The organism is Streptomyces sp. NBC_00316 (assembly GCF_036158715.1).
GTDB lineage: Bacteria > Actinomycetota > Actinomycetes > Streptomycetales > Streptomycetaceae > Streptomyces.
Genome location: NZ_CP108023.1, coordinates 392,889 through 409,584, shown reverse-complemented (window position 1 = coordinate 409,584; position 16,696 = coordinate 392,889). Strand labels below are relative to the sequence as shown.

At 69.5% G+C, this 16,696-nt stretch carries 15 protein-coding genes; 7 read left to right on the top strand and 8 right to left on the bottom strand.

The annotated features are described in order from the left end of the window. Positions 1-87: 87 nt before the first annotated feature. From OG878_RS01945 to OG878_RS01935, 3 genes are all read right to left on the bottom strand, one after another. On the bottom strand, positions 88-1,482 hold the full coding sequence (locus OG878_RS01945) for a ricin-type beta-trefoil lectin domain protein (RefSeq protein WP_328885101.1): 1,395 nt from the start codon (positions 1,480-1,482) through the stop codon (positions 88-90). Beyond that, positions 1,479-2,744, bottom strand: coding sequence for a family 16 glycosylhydrolase (locus OG878_RS01940; RefSeq protein WP_443049044.1), 1,266 nt, complete (start codon positions 2,742-2,744; stop codon positions 1,479-1,481). Before OG878_RS01940 ends, OG878_RS01945 begins: the two co-directional genes overlap by 4 nt. A gap of 189 nt (positions 2,745-2,933) precedes the next feature. Beyond that, the gene (locus OG878_RS01935; RefSeq protein WP_328885100.1) at positions 2,934-3,401 is read right to left on the bottom strand and encodes a hypothetical protein; all 468 of its coding nucleotides are present in this window, start codon (positions 3,399-3,401) and stop codon (positions 2,934-2,936) included. A gap of 376 nt (positions 3,402-3,777) precedes the next feature. Between OG878_RS01935 and OG878_RS01930 the strand changes: the two genes are divergently transcribed. Next, complete coding sequence (locus OG878_RS01930) at positions 3,778-4,590, top strand: pentapeptide repeat-containing protein (RefSeq protein WP_328891102.1); 813 nt, start codon at positions 3,778-3,780, stop codon at positions 4,588-4,590. A gap of 116 nt (positions 4,591-4,706) precedes the next feature. Further along, positions 4,707-6,098 (top strand): radical SAM protein, encoded by a 1,392-nt coding sequence (locus OG878_RS01925; RefSeq protein WP_328885099.1) that lies wholly within the window; start codon positions 4,707-4,709, stop codon positions 6,096-6,098. A gap of 92 nt (positions 6,099-6,190) precedes the next feature. Here OG878_RS01925 and OG878_RS01920 read toward each other — a convergent pair whose 3' ends face one another. Continuing rightward, positions 6,191-6,916: a nucleotidyltransferase domain-containing protein gene (locus OG878_RS01920; RefSeq protein ID WP_328885098.1), complete on the bottom strand. Its 726-nt coding sequence runs from the start codon at positions 6,914-6,916 to the stop codon at positions 6,191-6,193. A 215-nt stretch (positions 6,917-7,131) separates the two neighbouring features. Here OG878_RS01920 and OG878_RS01915 point away from each other — a divergent pair, with 215 nt between their 5' ends. Together OG878_RS01915 and OG878_RS01910 are read left to right on the top strand one after the other, a co-directional pair. Next, positions 7,132-7,683 (top strand): glycoside hydrolase family 25 protein, encoded by a 552-nt coding sequence (locus OG878_RS01915; RefSeq protein WP_328885097.1) that lies wholly within the window; start codon positions 7,132-7,134, stop codon positions 7,681-7,683. A gap of 177 nt (positions 7,684-7,860) precedes the next feature. Next, positions 7,861-8,130 (top strand): hypothetical protein, encoded by a 270-nt coding sequence (locus OG878_RS01910; protein ID WP_328885096.1) that lies wholly within the window; start codon positions 7,861-7,863, stop codon positions 8,128-8,130. Positions 8,131-8,173: 43 nt separating this feature from the next. Here the strand turns inward: OG878_RS01910 and OG878_RS01905 are convergent, their stop codons facing one another. Both OG878_RS01905 and OG878_RS01900 read right to left on the bottom strand, forming a co-directional pair. After that, positions 8,174-8,821: an HD domain-containing protein gene (locus tag OG878_RS01905; protein WP_328885095.1), complete on the bottom strand. Its 648-nt coding sequence runs from the start codon at positions 8,819-8,821 to the stop codon at positions 8,174-8,176. A gap of 234 nt (positions 8,822-9,055) precedes the next feature. Further along, positions 9,056-10,342, bottom strand: a complete 1,287-nt coding sequence (locus OG878_RS01900) for a nucleotidyl transferase AbiEii/AbiGii toxin family protein (protein ID WP_328885094.1) — start codon at positions 10,340-10,342, stop codon at positions 9,056-9,058. A 263-nt stretch (positions 10,343-10,605) separates the two neighbouring features. Between OG878_RS01900 and OG878_RS01895 the strand changes: the two genes are divergently transcribed. Further along, positions 10,606-11,802: a S1 family peptidase gene (locus OG878_RS01895; RefSeq protein WP_328885093.1), complete on the top strand. Its 1,197-nt coding sequence runs from the start codon at positions 10,606-10,608 to the stop codon at positions 11,800-11,802. A gap of 195 nt (positions 11,803-11,997) precedes the next feature. Here OG878_RS01895 and OG878_RS01890 read toward each other — a convergent pair whose 3' ends face one another. After that, complete coding sequence (locus OG878_RS01890) at positions 11,998-12,204, bottom strand: DUF5988 family protein (RefSeq protein ID WP_328885092.1); 207 nt, start codon at positions 12,202-12,204, stop codon at positions 11,998-12,000. Positions 12,205-13,520: 1,316 nt separating this feature from the next. Here OG878_RS01890 and OG878_RS01885 point away from each other — a divergent pair. Both OG878_RS01885 and OG878_RS01880 read left to right on the top strand, forming a co-directional pair. Continuing rightward, positions 13,521-14,066 (top strand): hypothetical protein, encoded by a 546-nt coding sequence (locus OG878_RS01885; protein ID WP_328885091.1) that lies wholly within the window; start codon positions 13,521-13,523, stop codon positions 14,064-14,066. A gap of 826 nt (positions 14,067-14,892) precedes the next feature. Continuing rightward, positions 14,893-15,900: a hypothetical protein gene (locus tag OG878_RS01880; protein WP_328885090.1), complete on the top strand. Its 1,008-nt coding sequence runs from the start codon at positions 14,893-14,895 to the stop codon at positions 15,898-15,900. Positions 15,901-16,114: 214 nt separating this feature from the next. Here OG878_RS01880 and OG878_RS01875 read toward each other — a convergent pair whose 3' ends face one another. Further along, positions 16,115-16,495, bottom strand: coding sequence for a DegT/DnrJ/EryC1/StrS family aminotransferase (locus OG878_RS01875; protein WP_328885089.1), 381 nt, complete (start codon positions 16,493-16,495; stop codon positions 16,115-16,117). Between the last annotated feature and the right edge of the window lie 201 nt (positions 16,496-16,696).

Sequence of the window (16,696 nt, the reverse complement as noted above, 5' to 3'; positions counted from 1 at the left end):
CTCCGGGTCGACGAGCGGCCGGCGCCCCCTGCGAAAGCGCCGAGTGCGGGCACACGGCCACCCACCCACGGCGCTCCCCCCGTCAGGTCATCCGGTGTACTGGGCGAACACCCGCGTGTAGTCCCACGCCTGCTGGCTCACACCGGAACAGGTGTCGGCTCCGCCGCCCGTGCACGGCCGGTCACGGTTCACCGACCAGAAGGTGAGCCGTGCCAGATGGTGCTGCTGGGCGTAGGCCAGGATCGTGCGGAAGTCGTCGACCGTCACCGTCTCGTTGTCGTCGGTGATGCCGTTCATCGACGAGATGCCGATCGACCGGTAGGTCTGGTCGTCGCTGTATCCGTACGCGCTCTTCACCGCGTTCTTCAGGCCCTCGGCGGCACGTGTGGTGAGCGTGCCCATGTTCTGTCCGGCGCCGCCGAAGTCGAACGGCATGATCGTCCAGCTGTCGACGGTCAGTCCCGCGGAGGCGGCCCGGTTGATCAGGCTGGTGTCGGGGCCGCTCTGGCCGGTACCGAAAGTGACGTACACCTTGATGCCGGGGTTGTTGGCCTTGACGGTCTTCAGTGCGTCGACGGTGCGTTGCTGGACCGTGGCGCTGCTGTAGGCGTCCGCCTCGATGTCGATGTCGATCGCCTTGAGCCCGTACGCGTTGATGACCTTCTGGTACGCGGCCGCGAGCTCACCCGCGCTGGAGCAGGAACTCTCCAGCTTGTTGCCGCTCCAGCCACCGAACGACGGGATGACGTCGCCGCCGGCGCCGCGCACGGTGTTGATGGTCTGCTGGTCGACGCCACCGGTCAGCGGCCGCCCGCCGTCCCACTGCGGGTTGCAGTAACCGTTGCTGAGCACGAAGGCCAGGGTGAACCACTTCACGCCGGTCGCGTTCATGACGGTCGTCGGACTGGGCGGGCTGCCCCAGCCGTTGTAGAGGTAGGGCGCCACGGCCATCGTGCCGCCGGGTGTGGGGGTGCCGCCGCCCGACGGTGCGGTCCATTTCTGGTTGGCGGTTCCGGTGCAGGTCCAGATCTGGAGCCGGGTGCCGTTGGCGGAGGAGTTGCCGGTGGCGTCCATGCATTTGTCGGCCTGGGTGTTCACGATGTCGTGGGCCGCGGAGACCGACCACCGCTGGTTGGCTCCGCCGCTGCAGTCCCACAGCTGCAGCTGTGTGCCGTTGGCGATGCCGTTGTCCTTCGCGTCGAGGCACTTGCCGAGCGCGCGGATCGTACCGTCGGAGCCCACGGTCCACTGCTGCGCCGCGGTTCCGTTGCAGTCGTAGAGCTGGACGGCTGTTCCGTTGGCGGCCGAGGCGCCCGCCACGTCCACGCACTTGCCGCCCAGCCCGGTGATCGAGCCGGTGGCGGCGGCCGCGGCACTGGCGGTGGCGGGCAGGGTGACGAGCGAGGCTCCGGCGGCGAGGAGGAGTGCTGCCGGGAGGACGAGCGGCCCGAGGCGGCGGCGCGTGCCGGGGGAGGGGCTCATGCGGCGTTCACCGTCCACTTCTGGTTGGCGGTTCCGGCACAGGTCCAGATCTGGAGCCGGGTGCCGTTGGCGGAGGAGTTGCCGGTGGCGTCCATGCATTTGTCCGCCTGGACGTTGACGATGTCCCGGGCACCGGAGACACCCCATCGCTGATTGGCTCCGCCGGTGCAGTCCCAGAGCTGGAGCTGGGCGCCGTCGGCGGTGCTGTTGTCCTTGACGTCGAGGCACTTGCCGAGCGCGCGGATCGTGCCGTCCGAGCCGACGGTCCACTTCTGTGCGGCGGTTCCGTTGCAGTCGTAGAGCTGGACGGCTGTTCCGTTGGCGGCCGAGGCGCCCGCCACGTCCACGCACTTGCCGCCCAGCCCCGTGATCGAGCCGCCCGTCCCACCGGATCCGCTGTCGCTGGTGGTCACATGCACATAGTCGACGACGAGCTGCTGCGGGAAGGCGGTGCTGCCGTCGGGGTCGCCGGGCCAGTAGCCGCCGACCGCGAGGTTCATGATGATGAAGAACGGCTTGTTGAACACCCAGCTCTTGCCACCGAGGTCGGCCGGTGTGCGGCGCTGGTAGACATTGCCGTCCACGGACCAGGTGATGGAGTCGGGGGCCCAGTCCACCGCGAAGGTGTGGAAGGCATCGGCGAACGCCTGGCCGCCGGGGAGGGCGTAGCCGGCCCCGATGCCGCCTGAGCCGGAGTACCCGGGGCCGTGGATGGTGCCGTGGACCGTGCCGGGTTCGAAGCCGACGTTCTCCATGATGTCGATCTCGCCGCTGTTGGGCCAGCCGACGTTGCCGATGTCGTTGCCGAGCATCCAGAACGCGGGCCACATGCCCTGACCGCGCGGGATCTTCATCCTGGTCTCGACGTGCCCGTACGTCGAGCTGAACTTGCCCGACGTGTTCAGCCGGGCGGAGGTGTACTCGCACCGGCCGTACCAGCACTGGTAGTTGCCGGGGTTGTCGCGGCGGGCGGTGATGACGAGGTGGCCCTGGCCGTCCAGGGCGGCGTTGCTGTTGCCCGCCGTGTAGTACTGCCGCTCGTGGTTGTTGACGTTGTCGCCGGTCTCGATCTGCCACTTGCCGCCGTCGGCCGCCGATCCGGCCGGACCGTCGAAGTCGTCGGAGAACGTCGTCGCGGCGGCGGCGAGCGGCTCGGGCGCCGGTGCCGCGCCTGCGGGGGCGGCGGTCATCGCACCGGAACAGCACAGCAGGGCCACGAGGTACAGCGCCATCCGGCGCCGTCTGGGGGTTCGCACAGTCATCACATCACTTCATGGTGGGGGCATGGGCATGACAGATTGCACGGCGAATCGGCGCCCGGGAGAGGAGCGGCCCGGCGCTTAATTCAATTCTTGATTTAAGTGTTGGCGCGGAAGGGCGTCAAGGAGTTGGTACGGACCTTCTGTTGGTAATGCTTGGCCACTGAGCGTTCAGGTCTTGAACACTGCCGCTCAGGGCTCGACCTCCAGGAACCTGCGACGCCGAGGCCCGCGGTAGAGCAGCGCCGTCCACCCCAGCCGTCCCAGCGCGGCCGCGCACCGGGCCAGCTCGGCCTCCTCCTCGTGCGCAGCCCCGCTGCCGGGCGGACCGAGCCACTCCACCCGTACGGTGCCAGGCTGCTCGCCCTCCCGCACGCGGTACCCGGTCGCGACCCGCTGCCCGGACGCATCGACGGCGGACGGGGGCAGACCGTCCGCCTCCAGTGCCAGGGCGACCGCCCGTACCGTCCGATGGCGCTCCCACGGGGCAGGTACGCCCTCCGGATGCGGTCGGCCCGAGTTGGTCAGCCGTCGGATCTGCAGCAGCCCCTCGAACGCCGTCCGCACCGACGCCGCACGCTTCCCCGCCGGCCCCGGTGACAACGGACCGTCCCCGGTGGCCGGTTCGAACCCCGCGTCGTGATCGTCCGCACTGCTCATCCACGTCCCCTTCGCCGTCTGCGCGCCTCTGCCAGTGTGCGGCGCGCCACTGACACCGGCCCGCCCGAAGACCGCGCGGTGGAGACCACGGCCCAGGGGGAACCGTCCGCTCGTCGTGGTTCCGGACCGGTTCCGTCCGGCATCCGGGATCGAGGCTGTCGGCCCGCGTGCTCATCGGCCGGCGGTACCTCGGTAGGCTCGACCCTTCACGCACTCCGCAGCTCTGAGGATCCCACGCACTGTGTCCGACAACGCCCGAGGCCCCGGTAGGAACAGCACCGATCGCGCCGTGTACCGCGCCCGCCGCACGGCCCGTACAGACGGCCGCCACGACGTCACCGACCGCACCACGCAGCGTGACGGCGACAGCGGTGGCGTGGACCGTGCCGCCGTGCTGCGCGCCGACTGCGCCAACTGCTTCGGACTGTGCTGCGTCGCGCTGACCCTGACCCGGTCTGCGGACTTCGCGGTGAACAAGGACGCCGGGCAGCCCTGTCACAATCTCCAGGACGACTTCCGCTGCGGCATCCACACCGCATTGCGTACCGAGGGCTTCCCCGGCTGCACGGTCTACGACTGCTTCGGCGCCGGCCAGAAGGTCTCCCAGGAGACCTTCGACGGACAGGACTGGCGGCGGGCCCCGCAGACCGCCCAGCAGATGTTCCAGGTGTTCCCGGTCATGCGGCAACTCCACGAACTGCTCTGGTACCTCACCGAAGCGCTGACTCTGCAGGCGGCCCGCCCCCTCCACGGCGAGATACGACGCACGCTCGACAGGACGGAACGACTCACGCACGTCGCCCCCGACGCGTTCACCGCCCTCGATGTGGACGGACACCGGGACGACGTCGCCGCACTGCTGCTGCGTACCAGCGAACTCGTACGAGGGACGGTTCCCCGCAAGAAGAAGCGCAACCTCCGCGGCGCCGATCTCATCGGTGCCCGGCTGAAGGACGCCGACCTGCAAGGAGCCGACCTGCGCGGCGCGTACCTCATCGCCGCCGACCTCACCGGCGCCGACCTGCGCCACGCCGACGTCATCGGCGCGGACCTCCGGGACGCGGAACTGTCCGGCGCCGACCTCACCGGAAGCCTCTTCCTCACCCAGGCGCAGCTCAACGCCGCCCGCGGCAACGGCGCGACGAAACTCCCGCCGTCACTCAGCCGTCCCACACACTGGGGCAGCTGACCGACGGGCGGACCGGTCCGTGCACGGCGCCGCGAACGCTTGACGGACGTGGTTCGTTGCACAGTGTGGCGTACCAGGAAGAACCCTTCGACCACCCGGACCGAGGAGCCCCGTACATGCCCAGCCGCACCGACAACGGTCGCACGGACCCCAGCGACCCCAGCCGTTCAGGCGCCCCCGGACGCACCGACGCGAGCCGGACCCGCCTCATCGAGCAGCTGATGGAACGGTTCCCGCACGTGCCGCGCGAAGCTGTCATCAAGGAGGACCTGCTGCGCGGCGGCGTGGCGTTCGACGAGTCCGCGCTCAGCGACAACGAGGACGGCGACGTCAAGCCGAAGTCGTACTTCATCTTCTCCTTCGACCACGGCACCCTGCCCGAGCTCGGCGCGGCCGCGCTGCGACGGCCGCCGGAGGAGATCGTGCTCACCGGCGGTCCGTACGAGCTGCGCCGCACGGTCGTGTCGGTACGGGTGAACCCGGGGTCGCCGTACCGCGTCGCCGCGGACCGGGAAGGCGTCCTGGGGCTCTACCTCGACGGCAGACGGATCTCGGACGTGGGCCTGCCCCCGATGCCGGACTACTACCGGCACACGCTTGCCAACGGCAAGTCGGTGATGGAGGTCGCGCCCACCATCCAGTGGGGCTACCTCGTCTATCTGACGGTCTTCCGCGTCTGCCAGTACTTCGGCGCCAAGGAGGAGTGCCAGTACTGCGACATCAACCACAACTGGCGCCAGCACAAGGCGGCAGGACGCCCGTACACCGGTGTGAAGCCCGTCGAGGAGGTGCTGGAAGCACTCGCCATCATCGACCGGTACGACACCGCGAAGACCTCCACCGCCTACACCCTCACCGGTGGAGCCATCACCTCCCACATCGGTGGGCGCGACGAAGCCGACTTCTACGGGCAGTACGCCAAGGCCATCGAGGACACCTTCCCCGGCCGCTGGATCGGCAAGGTCGTTGCGCAGGCCCTGCCGAAGGACGACGTCCAGCGCTTCCACGACTACGGTGTCCAGATCTACCACCCCAACTACGAGGTGTGGGACCCCCGGCTGTTCGAGCTGTACTGCCCCGGCAAGGAGCGGTACGTCGGCCGCGACGAATGGCACCGCCGCATCCTGGACTCCGCCGAGGTCTTCGGAGCCCGGAACGTCATCCCCAACTTCGTGGCGGGTGTGGAGATGGCCGAGCCCTTCGGTTTCACGACGGTCGACGAGGCGATCGGCTCGACCACGGAGGGGCTGCGGTTCTTCATGTCGCACGGCATCACCCCGCGGTTCACCACCTGGTGCCCGGAGCCCACCACACCGCTCGGGAAGACCAACCCCGACGGGGCGCCGCTGGAGTACCACATCCGGCTGCTGGAGGCCTACCGCGCGACGATGGAGGAGTACGGGCTCAGCTCGCCGCCCGGCTACGGTCCGCCCGGGCCGGGGCGCGCCGTGTTCTCCGTCAGCTCCTTCATGGACAGCCTGCCGGCCGCCCCGGACGACGGCCGGTGATCAAGGACGGGGCTGTGCCGGCGCGGCAGGAGGGCGCCCCGGCACACGCCGTGGGTGGTCCGGGACTTCCACAAGGGTGAGCTCCAGGCTGATCAGGTGCGCCAGCGGAGTGTGTACCCGTCCCGCAGCGGTCCGCCGAGCAGGTCGAGCACCTGCTCGGCCGCAGCCGCCAACGGTGCGGGGTCGGCACGTTCGGCCACGGCCTGATGGCCGTCCAGCAGGGCCTTGCCTCGGGCGGGGTCCGCGCTGAGGAGTCTGCGGGGGAGCCACTTGCCGATGCCCGTCCAGGTGTTGTGGTGGGCAGTGAGCAGATGCGCCGCCTCGCGCAGGGTGAAATCGGCGAGGGAGAGCTGTTCATACCGATGGGCCGGCGAGGTGTCTACCAGGTCGTCCATGTAACAGGTGAGGCTGTAGCGGCTTTGTTCCCACTCCGCCGGGGTGAGAGGAGGAGGGCCGGCCGCGATCACCGCTCGGGCCTGTTCGCACGTGCGGGACACATGCCCGTCGGGGTCCATCAGGGGCAGCCCCTGGTCATAGATGAACAGGAGCGTGCCCCGGCGGCGGGCTCTGTCCCACGCGAAGAATTCCGGCACGTCGGCAAGGGTGTGCAGGAACAGCTCGGCCGGGCGGCCCTCATGGCGTATCACCTCACGGCGGCTGGTGTCCGAGTCCGGCAGAAGGACGGCCACGTCCAGGTCGCTGGTCGGAGTGACGCGGCCCTGGGCGGCCGAGCCCCCGAGCACCGCACCCAGGGCGTGCGGGAAGCGGGTTGCCACCAGCCGAAGCGCCTGAGCGGCCGGAAGTTCTGGATCATTCATGGACGCTCATCGTGCCAGCCCGGGGACGCGCTTTCCAGGGGCCGATACGCATGCAGTGAGCGCCGTGACGTCACCACGTGCCGGTTCCGGCGCAACCAGCTGTCCGGGGTGGCCGGAAGTGAGTTCCCCGTGTGGCCTCAAGGGTGGGAACCGGCGGCTGCGGGCACGTACAGGACGAGAAACGGAACCAAAGAGCCCACTTGAAGGCGGTGCCCATGCTGCATGGCGTCGATGTCAGCTCGTATCAGCCGTCCTTCGACACGGACGGACTGGACTTCGTTTTCATCAAGGCCACCGAGGGCCGTTCGTACGTCAATCCGCGTCTGGCCGCGCAGGTCAAGCGGGCGCGGGACGCCGAATGCGTGGTCGGCTTCTACCACTTCCTGTGGCCGGGCGACCTCACGGCGCAGGCGGAGTACTTCGTGAGCAAGGCCCCGGAGAAGGCGGGCGATCTGCTCGCCGTCGACTGGGAGGTGACCGGCGACGGGACACACGCGAGCAACGCCGAGAAGGACCGATTCATCCGTGAGGTCAAGCGCCTGCGACCGCATCACCGGGTCCTGCTGTACTGCAACCGGCACTTCTGGCTGAACTACGACACCACGTCGTACGCCGGCGACGGTCTGTGGATCGCCGACTATGTGACCGCTGGCAAGCCCCGTATCAAGGCGGCCTGGCGCATCCACCAGTACATGGACCACCCACTCGACAAGGACGTCGCCGCCTTCGCCTCGCGTGCGGCGATGCGCACCTGGGCCCGGCCGTAGGCCATGCTGCCGAGCCATGACCGGCGCTCGGCGGGCGGCAGCCGCTCGACGGCATCGAACACGCGTCACCGGAACACCTGTTGAGGCGCGGGATCCACCGTGCCTCCACGACGACACCGGCGGGCGGCAGGCACGTCGCTGACCCGATCGGCCGACCCGGTGCGGCAGAATTCTGCGGTGACCACACCAGCGGCTCAATCACCTCGTGACCGCGCGCTCGGGCGCGGCATCACCACCCTCATCCCGCAGGCCGCGACTGCCACTCCGGCCGAACAGGCGGCAGCCGTGCTGGCAGGGATGCAGACCGTTCCGGTACGTGTCGGCGTCCTTCAGGCCGCCGTAGTACTCCTGGAGGAGCGGGTGCGCGCGACGGAGGACGACACGGAGCGCAGAGCCGCGGCCACGACCGTGGCCATGCTCCGCGGCGCGATCGGCCAGGCCGGCTGAAGCGCCGCCACGGCGCCATCCGGAGCTCACCGGATGCTGCGGCTCACTCCGGCCAGGGCGAGTCGAGGATCGTACGGACGAAGTCCCCGCGCTCGAATCCCGGCACGTAATGCTCCAGCACATCGGCCTTCACATTGCCGAACGTCGTCTCCGGCTTCGGCCGGATCCCTTCGGTGAACGCACCCAGAATGCGCCGTTTGAAGTCCGGCCGCGGATGCATGGCGACAATCTCCGCCCGTTCGTCCTCGGAGATGTCCTCGTACCCGATGCCGAGCACGTCGTACTCGACCCCGGCCGTCAGCAGAGCGATCTCCGGCTCCATGAACTCGGGGATGCCGGGCGTCGTATGCAGCGCAATGGCTGTCCACACCCGCCGGATGCTGTCCTCCGGTACCTGATGCGACTGCAGAAACCGCCGGGCCTCGTCGGCACTGTCCACCTCGAATCGCCGGCCGCTCCCGCGGAAGGGTTCGCCGAGCCCGAGATCGTGGAAGAGCGCGCCGACGTAGAGAAGTTCGGGGTCGAAACTCACATCGCGACGACGGCCCTGCAAGGCACCGAACCAGAAGACGCGCCGCGAGTGGTGGTAGACGAGTTCGCTCGCGGTATCCCGCACGAGCTGGGTCGCCTCCCTGGCGATCGCGGTGTCCGGCGCACGGACACCTGCGGCGGAGGACGGGTCGGTGGTCACCGCATTCACCTGCACTCTCTGTGGGTCGTACGGCGGGAGGGAACCGGCCGCAGTCCCCACCTTCCGTGCGGGCGGACCGGGCGACAACCGGAGGCGTCCGGGGGTATGACCCACCGCGTCGGAGCAGGCGAGGACCACCGCTTCAGGAGTGGGCGAGCAATGGGGAGCGGCCGCCAGCGCCGTGGGCGGGTGCTCGCGGACGGAGGCGCCGACCTGCAGCAGCCCGCACCGGGGTCATCGCACCTCGTCCAGGGCCCGGCGGCACGCGTTCGGGTGCTCCCGCCAGTAGGGCCGGCTGCTCCCGTCGGCCAGGACCGCGGAGAGTGCCTCCTCGAGCGAGATTCGCTCACGCCCCACGGTCTCGCGGACGATCACGGTTGCCGTGATCAGTCCGTCCCGGCCCTCCGTGTCGAGAGGCCCGAGCGCACCCTCGGCGGGATCGGAGGCCGCCGCTCGGGCCGACTCGATCAATGGCTGCAGCCACCGGGCCCACCGACTGTAGCCGTCCTCGCCCGGTGGTTCCGCAGCCTCCAGCAGCGGGCCCAGCGCCCGGGTGAGACGGTCCAGGTAATGTGCCGCATTCTCCGTGACCCAGGGGTGTTCGGCCGTGAAATGGCACCACTCGGTCTCCACATCCAGGACGTCGAGCCACCACGCACCGGCCGGCCTCAGCCCCTCCCCGCCGCTGAGTACGAAGGCGTCCCGCACCAGGTCGTAGAGCGGCGCGGTGTGCTCCGCGAGCAGGACCGCGTCGTACAGGTCCTTGCCCTGCGGATAGGCGTCGGTGACCAGCCACAGCAGTTTCCAGGCCAGCGACAGGGCGGGGGAGACGGCCAGTACCCGACAGCCCGGCCCCTCGCCCAGGGGCCGGAGTGCGGTGAGTTCGGCCGGGACCGGCAGGGTCTCGTTGAACACCACATCGAGCTGTACGGTGCCCCCGGGAGTCCCCGGCGCGGTCCACGGCAGCAGCATGCGGCGGCCCGGAACCCGGTCGTACGTCCAGATGTTCTCGGTCACCGGGGCGGCCGCGTCGATTCGTAGCGAACCGCGCGCGGCGGCCGCGGCGTCCCGCGCGATGGTCTCGAACAGCCCCGCTGCCGAGGGCCCGTCCATGGACCAGTCCCGAGGAACGACGAGGAAGTCCAGGTCGCCCGGATCGCGGGCCGCATCCCCGAACCAGGTGGCCATCAACACGCTGCCGCGCAGCACCAGATGGTCGGCCCAGGGGCCCGCGGCGACAGCCGCGAGCACCGTGTCCAGCGCCGTTCGACGCGCTCTGTGCCACGCGCGGCCCGCCTCCACATCCTCGAAGTGCGGCTCACCGGCCCGGTAGGCGTTGGGGAACTGCTTCAGCGCAGGTTCGAAGATCACCGGGTGGTTCAGTCCGGCCGGGGCGGGCAGCAGCGTGCCCGGGAGATCCGCGCTCCGTCGCGTCCCCTCGTCGAGGGGGTCGTGCGGGAGGTGGGGGGAGCCGTGCCACAGCCTCTTCCAGGAGGCGGTGTCGTCGGCGGAGGGTGTCATGGTGAAGGCTCCCGAACCAGAGGCCGTCGTCGGAGGCGCTGCTCCAGGTGGCAGCTGATGCGCGGGCGCACACCGGCCATGGGCCGACACTACAAGTTGTTGCGCTGTACGAGGGCTTGAGCCGTTCTGAATTGGCATGGACCTGGCGAACCTGCTGGGCTACAGTCTCTCGCGGCACACTCTGAGAGCGCTCTCAGGTGAGAGACCTCGGACGGCTGCTGTTCCTCCCCCACGACGTCGGAACAACAGAAGGGCCTCTTCCCATGAGACGTACGACAGCATTACGCACCGGTCTGCCCGCCATGCTCCTGCTCGGAGCCTGGGCAACAGCAGGCCTCGCCCCTGCCTCCGCCGCGGATACCCCCTCCCGCGCATCCGGCACCTCCACCCTTGCATCCGCCCCCACCTCCGCATCCGTCGCCGAGGCGCAGGCCTCGGCCGGTCTGCTCTCCGCGATGGAGAAGGACCTCGGACTGACGGAGAGCCAGGCCACGGCGCGTCTGACCGCCGAGGGGGCGGCAACGGCCATACAGGCCGAGGCGCGCCGGGCTGCGGGGCAGTCGTACGGCGGATCGTGGTTCGATCCGGCCACGGGCAAGCTCACCGTCGCCCTCACCGGCGACAGGCAGTCCGGCGCCGTACGCGCGACCGGTGCGGCGGTCCGACTGGTGGCCCACAGCGCCCGCCGGCTCGACGCGGCCAAGGCGCAGCTCGACGCGCTCTCCGCGCCCGACGGCGTCGCCGGCTGGCACGTCGATCCCGAGGCCAATCGGGTCGTGGTGGACGTCGTTGCCTCGGCTGAGCGTGACAACGATGTCCGCGCGTTCGTCGAGCAGGCCAGGAAGGCCGGACCTGTTCTCGTGGAGCGCACGCCCGAGGCGCCGAAGACGTTCTCCGCCGGCACGGTCGGCGGCGACCCCTACTACACGGGCAACGTGCGGTGTTCCATCGGCTTCTCCGTGTACGGCGGCTTCGTCACGGCGGGCCACTGCGGGCAGGCCGGCGCCGGGGTCAGCGGATGGGACGGCTCGTACATCGGCACCTTCCAGGGTTCCTCGTTCCCGGGCGACGACTACGCCTGGGTCAGTGTCGGCAACGGCTGGTGGACCGTCCCCGTGGTTCTCGGCTGGGGTACGGTCTCCGACCAGCTGGTCCGCGGCTCCGCGGAAGCCCCCATCGGCGCCTCGATCTGCCGATCCGGCTCCACGTCCCACTGGCATTGCGGGAACGTGCTGGCGACCAACGAGACGGTCAACTACAGCCAGGGCGCGGTCTACCAGATGACCAAGACGAGTGTGTGTGCCGAGCCGGGCGACTCGGGCGGCTCGTTCATCAGCGGCGACCAGGCGCAAGGCGTCACGTCGGGCGGCTGGGGCAACTGCAGCAGCGGCGGTGAGACCTGGCACCAGCCGATCAATGAGATTCTCAACCGGTACGGGCTGACGCTGCACACGGCCTGACGACTCGGCAACACCTGGCCGGAACATCGGTGGAGCCGGAAGCCCGGCGGTTCCGGGCCTCCGGGCTCCACCGAATCCGTCAGCTCCGCGTTCCGGCCAGGTCATCGAACCGGGGATACGTGGTGTCATCCTGTACGAGCCGACGGGGCGTCCATGCGTCCGCAGCTCCGCTCTCGGCCCGTGTTCCGAGGGTGCCTATCCCGGTACTTCTGTGCGCTCCCACCATTCGTAGACCGGCAGTTGGCCCTCCGTGGTCTCCTGGTGGCGCGTGGTGGCCTTGAAGTGCTCGTATCCGCCGCGGAACGGGATCTTGACGTCGAGCCCGGGCGTGGTGAGTGGGACGATTCGCTCAGGAAGATCGTCGGGTCCGCCCTCGAGGACAGCCTTGGGTGCGTTGGTCATGACGAGAGTTTCCCCGGAGGGCGGCCCGGGCTTCTTCATGACGCGCCGTACGGCGCGCAGCCCGTGTCCCGCCGGCATCTGCTGCCCGGCAGGGCACTGCGCAGTCCGTGTCCGGCCGTATGTGCTGCCCGGCAGGGCCCCACGGGCGTGTCGCACGGGCCGGGATGCCCATCGCTTCCGGTCGGTCGAGCTGTCGACGCGCGTGCCGGCCGACTGTGTACACGTTCTGGGAGAGAGCCCCCCGCACGGGCACCGCCCGCCGTGACCTGGCGCGAGCCCACGAAACCGCGGGCGACGGGGCCGCGCGCGATCGCGTGATGCGAGCGCGCCCCCGGCCTCCGTGCGGGCGCCGTGCGGGCCACCTGCGATCACGCGGAGTAGATGTCTGCCTGGCCCGTCTGTGGCGACGGCTGATCCCGATGGTGCCTCCGTACGACCTTGCAGGGTCGACGAGGGGCCTGTGGAAGGGCAGCTGACGCGACGTGTCGGCCGAGCGGGCGAGAACACTCCAGGGCCGTGCAGCGATTGGCGTCGATGAGGCGCGCTCGTCCAAGGGCGTCGGCGGGGAGCGCGGGTGCTGTCGCGGCGCCGAGACGCCGGTCGATCCGGCGGGTGTCGTCGTCGGCGAGTCGGTGCGACGGGGTGTCAGCATCTGCAGGGCGACGGTTCTCTCGTCGACGGGTGGCAGCACCACCGGATCACGACGCATGCGTGCCTCGTCGGCGATGATGGGGGCATCCACGGTCTCGGTATGTCCCGCGCCTCCGCCGTAGGAGGCCGAGGCGCCGGTGACCTGCCAGGCCCTCAGCTCGATCGCAGGCCGGGTTGCGGATCGCCCGGAGTCGATCAGTGGTGCGGCCTCGTGGTGGTTGCCGTCCACTGCCCACAGCGATTCCTCGGCCGGTGCCGCCCCGCATGTCGGGCACGCGCGCCTCCGGCCAGGCGTGCCGGTGCCGTCAGGGTGCGCCAGAGGCATGCATTCGGCCGCAGCGGCCGGGGCGGACGTCGATGACGGTTGTTCAGGGCGGCGCGAGGCGATGTTCGCCCTACTGGAAAGCGGCGGCATGCTGCCGACAGGGTGACCGGACGTGAATATATCGCCCAGAAAGCCTAATCGAGCGTCAAGTAAGCCGATTTTTAGATTATTTGACGAGACGTCACATGCTCGATCAATGGGTACTGGATGCCTGTATTCCCCCAGTCGGCCCACCGGTGCCATGCGTTCGGTACGTCCGATATGACAGTCAATCGGACCGTAAGTACGTTCATTTACAGGTCGGCAGCACAGCCGACGATCAGAGACAGGAAGAAGTGACATGACTACGCGTACTGTCGCCGTAACTGCCGCAGTAGTAGGAGCCGCGGCGCTCGCCGCAACCGGTATCAACTACGCCTCGGCTGCCGGGTCCACTGTCCCCCAGGCCGCCCCCTCCGTCCAGCAGGCCGCCCCCGCCGCCCCCGCCGCTCCCCTCGGTGGGGACGGCGGAAACGGTGTCGCGGGCAAGGGCAACGAGGGTCGAGGGGGCGGTGGTGGGGGCTACGGTGGTGGTGGCCGCGGCCACTACTACGAGGGACGGATCTTCCTCAACGAGCGGTCCTACTCCGCCCAGCCCGACGGCTGCATCACGGTCGTCAGCGGCCTGGGTTCCAGGACCTTCAACGTCCGCAACGACAGCCGGAGGACCGTCGAGGTCTTCCGCGGTGCCACCTGCGACAACGGTGCCCCCGTCGCCACGGTCGGCCCGTGGAGCACCAGCACCGGCGTCAAGACCCGCTTCGTCCACGGCGGCGTGAAGGTCCGTAACGGCGTCGTAGCCAGCTTCCGGGTGGTCAGGGACCACTACGACGGGGGCAAGTGGTAACACGCGGGCACCACGACAACAGGTAACAGGTAACAGCGCAATCTGCACACCACGGAAACCTCGGCCCGTCGGAATCTGGCCGGGGTTTCCGGCATGCACGCCCCTCGCCGGACGCCCGTCCGGACGGCCGTGCACGTGAGCACCCCACGCCGCCGCACCCACCGTGCAGGACGTGACGTTCGCCGCGTGCGCCATGTGTCGCCGTGGGTGGGCCGGAGCAGCCGATGTGGTCCGCGGGCGGACGCACCGCCCTGGCCGCCCGTCTACGGCCTCCGTCATGCCCCACTGTGCGCAGACCTTCATCGCAGATGCCCTCAGGCCCCGGCGCGACCTGCCCCATCGGACGGCCGGTGGCGTCCGCCGACTTCACCCGCGTCCGCACGTCGAGCGCTGCCGGACAGCTCCTTGGCGCCCTCTCGCCGCGACCTTTCTCCTGACGCCAGGACCGCAATCCTGGCGTCAGCAGCCGCATGGGACGGGGGCGGTCACCGGACCGGACCCGTCGCAAGGGGGAGCAGGCCCGCCGGAACGCGGCGTCCCGTTCTGCCGACACGACCCGCGAGGGCGCGCCTGCTCGATCTGCCGACTACCCCTCGCACGCCACACCCGAAACCCGGCGCAGAGCCGGACGAAGCTGCGGCGGGGCTGTGCGGCGGGATGGGACGGGTCGCGCGCCGGATGGCAAGCGGAGTGATCACCGACGCATCAGCCGAATGGTTGCGTTGCTCCGTGCGGGTTAGTAAACCGACAATATGTGCGTCGGTGTCGGGAAGGGCACGTCGAGGATGTCACTGTTCACGGACTTCCCTCGATTGTGAGGAGTGCCATGAAGCTGCTGTCCAGGATTATCAGAGAGCCGAAGCGCCCGGTTGACACAGTACTGTCGCAACGACTTGAGGAAAGCATCGAAAATTCCGGCTACTGGGCAAGAAGAATGCCGAGGGAAGCTGCCCGCCTGGTACGGAAAGTCCGCCTTTACGCTCTCGCCGCAGCGGTATTGAGCCTCATCACAGGTCTTCTGGTCTGGCCGGTCATCGCTGAATCTTCGCAGCTCACCGCGCAAGTCATCATTTCTGTACTGTCGGGCCTCGCCGCGTTGACGATTTTCGCCCCCCATGCTGCCGGCCTGAGCGATCGTGGTGACGAATCCATCAAGCTGGGCAGCACGTACGGCGCGATGCACCGCGAACTTCTGGAGGCGAAGCACCGGCTCGCGACCGGTTCCGTCAAGGACCCCGATCAAGTGGCAGACATCATTCGCCAGTTCGAGCACATCCAGAAGCGCCGAGATGCCCTCGCGCTCCCGGCGGACGAGGGGTATGCGGGAGGCCCGTTCGCCCTCGGCCCGGCCAAGGACGGCAGCCGCCAGGGATGGGCTCTTCCGGCTGCATTGCGGGGGAGTGCACAGTCTTTGCCGCCGGCGGCTGAGGTGCACCCGCAGACCGGTGAGAGGGCAACCGCCGATGACGAGGCCGTCCTCGCCGCGCTCGTCTACGTGTTGACGAGCCAGTCCGCGTCGCCGGACGCCCCGCCGCGCCCCACGGCTTCGGCCTCCACCGCGCACCGCCCGTTCCCGTTCCCATTCCGGTCCCGGGCCGGGGAGGCGTCCTCACCAGGCGATGCCGGACGACCTCGCCGGCTGTGGGCGGCCCGATCCCTGACGAGTGGTCCTCGGCCTCTCCGTCGTGGTACCGGCGAAGACGGCGAACCCATCATTCTGGGTCCGGCGGACCGGGAGGATCCACGTTCCACCACACACCTGCTTCCCGACGTTTCTGGTGGGCCTGTCGTCCTCGGCGTGACAACGGACAACGCCCGCGACACCACGGCCTGACGGAGAGGCAGTCCGCCGTTCATGGTGGCGGCCGAGGCGGCCCGGGCCGGTGATTCGCCTGTGCGGACCGCCGGGCAGAGACCAGCACGTTTCGCCGCTGGGGCAGCGGCATGCATCCTGCGTGAAGCGTCGGATTCGGGGGAGGGCTCGCCACCGTTCGGCGACCTTCCCCGTGGTGTGCGGGACGTGTTCGGGCCACGTCGCTGATGCGGACTCACGGAATCGGCGGCGTGGACCGGAGAACAGAATCTCCACCGGCACAGCCGCCCGCGCGGAAGCCGAGGCCCGGGCGGAGCGCGAGCGTCAAACCGCGGCGGCCGCCGACGCGGTCCGGCAGGTGCTGCCGTGCGAGGACTGCGGCCAGCAGCAGGCGGCGGGGCTGTGCGAGGCGTGAGGCTACCGGCGACAGACCCAAATCCTGCTCGCAGAGGCACGCCTGACGCCCGGCTGCGGTCGAGTGGGGGCGGACCGGTAGGGACAGCACCTGGTCGGCGACGTCGTCGCTGTGCGGCAGGTTGACCGCGGTGGCGTAGGCGGGGGAGCGGTGGAGTGGGATGGGGTAGTGGATGCTGGTGCCGATGCCTGCCTGCTCCAAACGAGGCGTCGCGCCCGCCAGAGTTTGGCTTATGCGGCTCCAGCCTGCTGTCACCCACAACCGACAGCAGACCGAAGCCAGTCGGCACCCGTCAGCCGAACCCGTGAATTGGTGCGGAAAGCGACTCACGTGGTGCCCAACGAACTCACAACCAGATCACTAAGGGCTGTCCCGTAATCCCTGGTGGATCAGCGCGCGGCG